The organism is Sphingomonas sp. (assembly GCF_035490575.1).
GTDB lineage: Bacteria > Pseudomonadota > Alphaproteobacteria > Sphingomonadales > Sphingomonadaceae > Sphingomonas.
Genome location: NZ_DATJLI010000164.1, coordinates 1 through 5754 on the forward strand (window position 1 = coordinate 1; position 5754 = coordinate 5754).

The following is a 5754-nucleotide window of genomic DNA, read 5'->3' on the forward strand; positions in this document are numbered from 1 at the left end:
GGATTGGGGCTGCTGCTACTACAGCAAACTGCAACCCAACTGATTTAATGGCGCCTTCGAAGTCCATATTGCCACTATGACGCGGTTTCTGGCGGCTTGCTATGCCTACCGAGGAACTGTTACATCCGGGTATCCCAGCCGTAACAGCGGCCTAAAATAAGCCTTTGATTTCATTGGTTTGCGAGCCGAAACTTCGATTCCCCTCAGCTCCACCAGCCGCCGACTTTTTCCGCCTGTTGTCGCTTCGCCTTCGCGCTTTACCGCCGCGCCTGCCGGGCTATGCTCGACAGAAGGCGTGGCAAGAAGGAATCCGGGCATGTGCGAGCGCGATCAGATCGACGAATGGAGCCGGGGCGGCGCGTTTGACTGGACGCTGAACCGCCGGCGCTTTGCCGCAATGGGGGCGATGGGCGCGCTGGCGGCGTGCGCGCCGGCGTCGATTGCCGGGTCGGCCGCCGATCTGTCCGAGGAGCGGGTGCGGATCACGACCCCCGACGGCACGCTGGACGGTTATTTCGTTCACCCGGCCACGGGTCGGCACCCGGCGATCATCACCTGGCCCGACATTGCGGGCCTGCGTGAAGCGTTCGAGGTGATGGCACAGCGGCTGGCGCGACAGGGGTTCGCCGTGCTGGTCGTCAATCCCTATTACCGGGCCGTGGCGGCCCCGCAATTCACCGACTTTGCTGCGTTTCGCGCGCAGGAAGGCTTCCAGAAGGTCGGTCCGTGGCGTGACGCGCTGACGCCCGACGCGGTGATGCGCGATGCGACGGCGCTGGTCGGCTGGCTCGATCAGCATGCGGCGGTCGATACGCAGCGCGGTATCGGCAGCCATGGCTATTGCATGGGCGGTCCCTTCACGGTGTTCAGTGCAGCGGCGGTGCCCGCGCGCGTCCGCGCCGCCGCGTCGCTGCACGGCGGTGGGCTGGTCAAGCCGGACGACGCCCAAAGCCCGCACAAGCTGCTGGCCCGCACCCAGGCAAGCTATCTCTTCGCGATCGGCCGGAACGACGATGCCAAGGCGCCTGGCGACAAGGCGGCGTTGCGCGAAGCCGCCGACGCCGCCGGGCGCCCGGCCGAGGTGGCGGTCTATGCCGCCGATCATGGCTGGACAGTGGTCGACAGCCCGGCTTACGATCAGGCGGAGGCCGAACGGGCCTGGACGCGGATGAGCGCGCTGTTCGCTGCGTTGTAGCATCCGGTCACGCGCCGGTGCGGACACGGTTGAGCATCTGTCGCAGGAAGCGGCGGTTTGACAGCGCCCAAGCCGCCCAGACAGCGGCACTTGCCTTTGCCCTGCCGCTGTTCGCCTATCGCTGCGACCGCTGCGGGCATTTCCACCTGACCAGCCGTCGCAAGGGCAAGGGGTGGCGCGACGGGCAGTGATCGCGCCGACGGCATGGCGGCTGGCTGAAGCGACAATAACGCTGGAACGCGGCTTGCGGTGCCGGCGAGGTCGTCGGTCGCTTTTCAGGCTGTCGATGGCTTCACCCGCTCATCGCCATTCAGCCATTCATATCTGTGAATAGGGCGTGGGGCTGAGGATTTGATTGTCTATTCCCGTGGTGATTTCGGGGTCGGTAAGTCCCGGCGTCGCAATCAGCTTGCGCCAGGCGGGGTCGGTGCCGAAGGCGCGCCAGTTCCGTTCGCGTGTCGCGAGATCGGGGAAGGTCAGCAAATAGGTCAGGCTCGGCAGGCGAGACCCCGTCAGGTCCTGAGCGAAGAACACCGGCTTCAGGCCGGTGCGACGAAATATCTCGATCTCCCCGCCGGTGTCGAACATGGCGATTTTGGTCGCGCCCGCCCGGTCGCCATGGCTGAAATACGTCCTCAGTTCGAATATGCGGCCCCTGTCGCCGTTCGACGCCTCCGGCACCTCGACCTCGGGAAAATTGGGGAAAGCGCGCATCAGCTTCACGTCCAGCGACGCGTAGGGCGGGTCCTGGGGCGTGGCGCTGGAAAACGGCTCGGCTGCCTTTGCATAGACCGGATCGCTGGCCAGCCTGCCAGGCAGGGCGACGAAATGCTCCAGCGAGGGGTGGGGGATGAGAACATGGACGCTCGGGCTTGCGGGACCGATGGCCGTGGTGAACGCGCCTATCGGCCCACAGCCCGCGCGGCGCGCCGCCGGGATGAAGGCGTCGCGAAGATAAGCATCCAGGCGTTCCTTCATCGGCCCGTGGACCAGATGATAGGTCCGAAGCTCATAGATCTCTCGAGGGGATGCCTCGACGCGGCGTTGCGCCCGGGCATCGGCGCTCGCGATCGTCGCGCCACCGACAGCAGCGGCTGCGAGAAGTGAACGTCGGTCGATCGAGTGCGCCATCATGTCCCCGCAACGCTGCTTTTCCCATAGCATGCCCATGCGGCGCGGCTCGTCAATCATGCTGTTCTCTGGCCAAGCGTCTGTTCCCGCGATGCGACAGGATGCGAAGCGGTTGAAAATCAACCGATTGGCTGCGATCAACCTGTAACAGGGAACGCCGCGGCGCGCGGGATGATGGGAGAAGCCGATGTTCAAGATCATGGGATGTGCCGCGGCAGGCCTGCTCCTGATGGCGAGCGGCGCGGCGAGCGGCGTTCAGGCGCCCGACGCGAACACGCTGACCGCGGCGGAGCGCGAGGCGGGATGGACGCTGCTGTTCGACGGCCGGGACCTGTCGGGATGGCGGTCTTTCGACGGCGGCGCCGCGCCGGCGACATGGCGCGTGCAGGACGGCACGATCGTGCTGACCAAGGATGACGGCCAGATGAGCGGCACCGACCTGGTCAGCGCGAAATCCTATGGTGCGTTTGAACTGACGCTCGACTGGAAAGTCACGAAGGGCGGCAACAGCGGCGTTCTGTATCTGGCGCGCAATATTCCCCAGACCCGTCAGGTCTATGAAACCGGGCTGGAGATGCAGGTGCTCGACGATGCCGGCCATGCCGACGGCAAGATCGCATCGCACCGCGCCGGGGCGCTTTACGACATCACCATTCCGCCGCCCGGCGCGGCGCGCCCGGCGGGAAGCTGGAATCAGGCGCGACTGCTGGTCGAGCCGGGTCGCATCCGACAATGGTTGAACGGGGTGATGACGGCCGATGTCTCCTATGGCGACGCGGCATGGCGAAAGCGCGTGGCGGGATCGAAATTCGCCAGAATGCCGTATTTCGGCACTTTCTCCAGCGGCGTCATCGCGTTGCAGGATCATGGTGAGCCGGTCGCGTTCAGGAACATCAAGCTGCGCCCGATCGGCGCGAGCGCAGTGGCGGAAAAGCAATGACCCTCGATCCATCAACTGCCCCCGCGGACGTCATCATCGTCGGCTCCGGCGCCGCGGGCGGGATGGCGGCGTATAGCCTGACCAGGGCCGGGCTGCGCTGCCTGATGCTCGAGGCGGGGCGCGATTATGACCCGCAGCAAGAAGTCAACATGTTCGCGCCCGAAAGCGACGCGCCGTTGCGGGGCACGTCGACGCCCGACAAGCCCTTCGGCTATTTCGACGCGACGGTCGATGGCGGCTGGCAGGTCGAGGGTGAGCCTTACACCGCGACCGAGGGCACCGATTTCCGCTGGTGGCGACCGCGGATGCTTGGCGGGCGGACCAATCACTGGGGCCGGCATGTGCCGCGCTGGGGCCAATATGACTTCAAGCCGTTCTCGCGCGACGGGCTGGGTGTCGACTGGCCGATCGGCTATGACGACGTGGCGCCCTTTTACGATCGGGTCGAGCGGATGATCGGCGTCAACGGCGGACGGATAGAGCTGGAGAACCATCCAGACTCTCCGCCGGACTGCCTGATGCCGCCGCCCAAGCCGCGCGTGCCCGAAATGCTGCTCAAGGCGACGGCCGAGAGCATGGGCATTCCCGTGCGCGCCGCGCATACCGCGGTGCTGACGCGCGACATGCCCGATGCGGTCGCGCCGCGCGCCGCCTGCTTCAACGCGACGCCTTGCACGCGCGGCTGCACGATCGGTGCGATGTTCCAGACGACCACCTCGTTCCTGCCGATGGCAAAGGCGACGGGGCGGCTGACGGTTCAGACCGACGCGATGGTGTCGCGGGTGCTGACCGAACGATCGGGCCGCGCGACCGGCGTCGAATATGTCGATCGCAAGACGGGTATGCGCCATCAGGTCAAGGCGCGCGCCGTGGTGCTGGCGGCGGGCACCGGCGAGACGACGCGGCTGCTGCTCAATTCGGGCGATCCGGGCCGCGGCCTTGCCAATTCGTCGGGTGAGCTTGGACGCAACCTGACCGATTCGACCGGCGCGTCGTTCAGCGCCTTCATCCCCGGCCTTGCCGACCGGCCGCGTTATAACGAGGACGGGATTGGCGGGCAGCATGTCTATATCCCGTTCTGGCTTTACGAGCAGCAGAAGCGCGGCGAACTCGATTTCGCGCGCGGTTATCATTTCGAGGTGGGGGGGCGGTTCGGCGTCCCGTCCGCCGACGTTCTGCCGCGCGTATGGGGTGCTGATCTGAAAAAGGCGGTGCGTAGCGCGTCGGGTGCGACGATCGGCCTGGCGCTGCGCGGTGAGATGATCCCCAACAAGGACACTTATTGCGAGATCGATCCGAACGTGAAGGACCGGTTCGGTATTCCCGTCCTGCGTTTCGCGTTCCGGTTCTCGCAGAACGAAGTCAATCAGGTCGCGCATGGGCGCGGCATCGCGCACGCGCTGTTCGAACGGATGGGCGGCCGGGTCCTCGACGATCCGAACCTGCCGCCCGAAAAAATCATGAAGGCGGGCGGTGAGATCATCCACGAACTGGGCACCGCGCGGATGGGCGCCGATCCGCGTTCGTCGGTGGTCGACAGCCATGGCCGTGCCTGGGACGTCGACAATCTGGTCCTGATGGACGGTGCGATCTTTGCCTCGGGCGCACACAAGAACCCGACGCTCACCATCCTCGCGCTGGCGTTGCGCGCATCGGAGCGGCTGGCCGCGCGGTTCAAGTCGGGAGCTTTCGCATGACCCCCTCGCGCCGGACGACGTTGCAATGGATGATGGCGGCCGCGGCAATGCCGCTCGCGCGATGGGTGCCGCCCGCGGCCGCGGCACAGGGCGGCACGGTGGCGTCGCTCGGCACGATCGTTGACTGGCCGAACGCGGTGCCGCCGCTTCCGGCGACAAAGGGCTATGGCCGCGACCCGACGCTCATGGAGCCGAAAGTCGTCTGGCCGCTGACGCTGAACAGCGCGCAGCGCGCGACGGTCGATCTGCTTGGCGACATGATGCTGCCCGCCGACGATGTGTCGCCGGGCGCCCGGCAACTGGGTGTCGGGGCGTTCATCGATGAATGGATCAGTGCGCCCTATCCGATGCAGCAGGTCGACCGGGCGACGATCCTGGGCGGGCTGGACTGGCTCGACCGGCAGAGCAATGCCCTGCACGGCAAGGATTTCGTCGCGCTGGATATGGCCGGGCGCGGCGCGATGCTCGACGCGCTGTGCGTGCCGGCGCCGACGGGCAAGCTCGAAATGCCGGTCAGGTTCATGGATCGGCTGCGCCACCTGTTTGTGCTCGGATTCTACAGCCTGCCTGAAGGGAAGGAGGACATGGGCTTCATCGGCGATCAGCCCACCCAAGGTCCGTATCCCGGCCCTTCGGACGAGGCGCTGACGCATCTTTCGGCGCTGCTCGCGGCGTTGAAGCTCGACCTGCATCCCACCTGAAGCGTGGGCGCCGTTTGACCCGCGCGCATCGCCGAACGGGTGCGCGAGACGCGGCCCCGCGCGGCTTCTTTGCTGATGGGGCTGTGGTGC

General features: G+C 66.3%; 6 protein-coding genes. 5 read left to right on the forward strand and 1 reads right to left on the reverse strand.

All coding sequences use genetic code 11. From position 1 onward, the window contains the following. Positions 1 to 316 precede the first annotated feature (316 nt). Complete coding sequence (locus VL973_RS12425; RefSeq protein WP_325284341.1) at positions 317 to 1195, forward strand: dienelactone hydrolase family protein; 879 nt, start codon at positions 317 to 319, stop codon at positions 1193 to 1195. A 29-nt stretch (positions 1196 to 1224) separates the two neighbouring features. After that, complete coding sequence (locus VL973_RS12430) at positions 1225 to 1386, forward strand: hypothetical protein (RefSeq protein WP_325284342.1); 162 nt, start codon at positions 1225 to 1227, stop codon at positions 1384 to 1386. A gap of 127 nt (positions 1387 to 1513) precedes the next feature. Here the strand turns inward: VL973_RS12430 and VL973_RS12435 are convergent, their stop codons facing one another. Next, on the reverse strand, positions 1514 to 2521 hold the full coding sequence (locus VL973_RS12435) for an NIPSNAP family protein (RefSeq protein ID WP_325284343.1): 1008 nt from the start codon (positions 2519 to 2521) through the stop codon (positions 1514 to 1516). Between VL973_RS12435 and VL973_RS12440 the strand changes: the two genes are divergently transcribed. Genes VL973_RS12440 through VL973_RS12450 form a run of 3 tightly spaced genes read left to right on the forward strand, consistent with a single transcriptional unit; the run spans position 2514 to position 5664 of the window. After that, complete coding sequence (locus tag VL973_RS12440; protein WP_325284344.1) at positions 2514 to 3266, forward strand: 3-keto-disaccharide hydrolase; 753 nt, start codon at positions 2514 to 2516, stop codon at positions 3264 to 3266. The genes VL973_RS12435 and VL973_RS12440 overlap by 8 nt on opposite strands. Next, positions 3263 to 4963: a GMC family oxidoreductase gene (locus VL973_RS12445; protein WP_325284345.1), complete on the forward strand. Its 1701-nt coding sequence runs from the start codon at positions 3263 to 3265 to the stop codon at positions 4961 to 4963. Before VL973_RS12440 ends, VL973_RS12445 begins: the two co-directional genes overlap by 4 nt. Continuing rightward, entirely contained in the window at positions 4960 to 5664 is a 705-nt protein-coding gene (locus tag VL973_RS12450) for a gluconate 2-dehydrogenase subunit 3 family protein (RefSeq protein ID WP_325284346.1), read from the forward strand. Before VL973_RS12445 ends, VL973_RS12450 begins: the two co-directional genes overlap by 4 nt. Positions 5665 to 5754 lie beyond the last annotated feature (90 nt).

What these genes read in the sequence shown, in the direction of transcription:
- VL973_RS12425 (WP_325284341.1), top strand. Translation starts at nt 317, where the DNA reads ATGTGCGAGCGCGATCAGATCGACGAATGGAGCCGGGGCGGCGCGTTT.
- VL973_RS12440 (WP_325284344.1), top strand. Translation starts at nt 2,514, where the DNA reads ATGTTCAAGATCATGGGATGTGCCGCGGCAGGCCTGCTCCTGATGGCG.
- VL973_RS12445 (WP_325284345.1), top strand. Translation starts at nt 3,263, where the DNA reads ATGACCCTCGATCCATCAACTGCCCCCGCGGACGTCATCATCGTCGGC.
- VL973_RS12450 (WP_325284346.1), top strand. Translation starts at nt 4,960, where the DNA reads ATGACCCCCTCGCGCCGGACGACGTTGCAATGGATGATGGCGGCCGCG.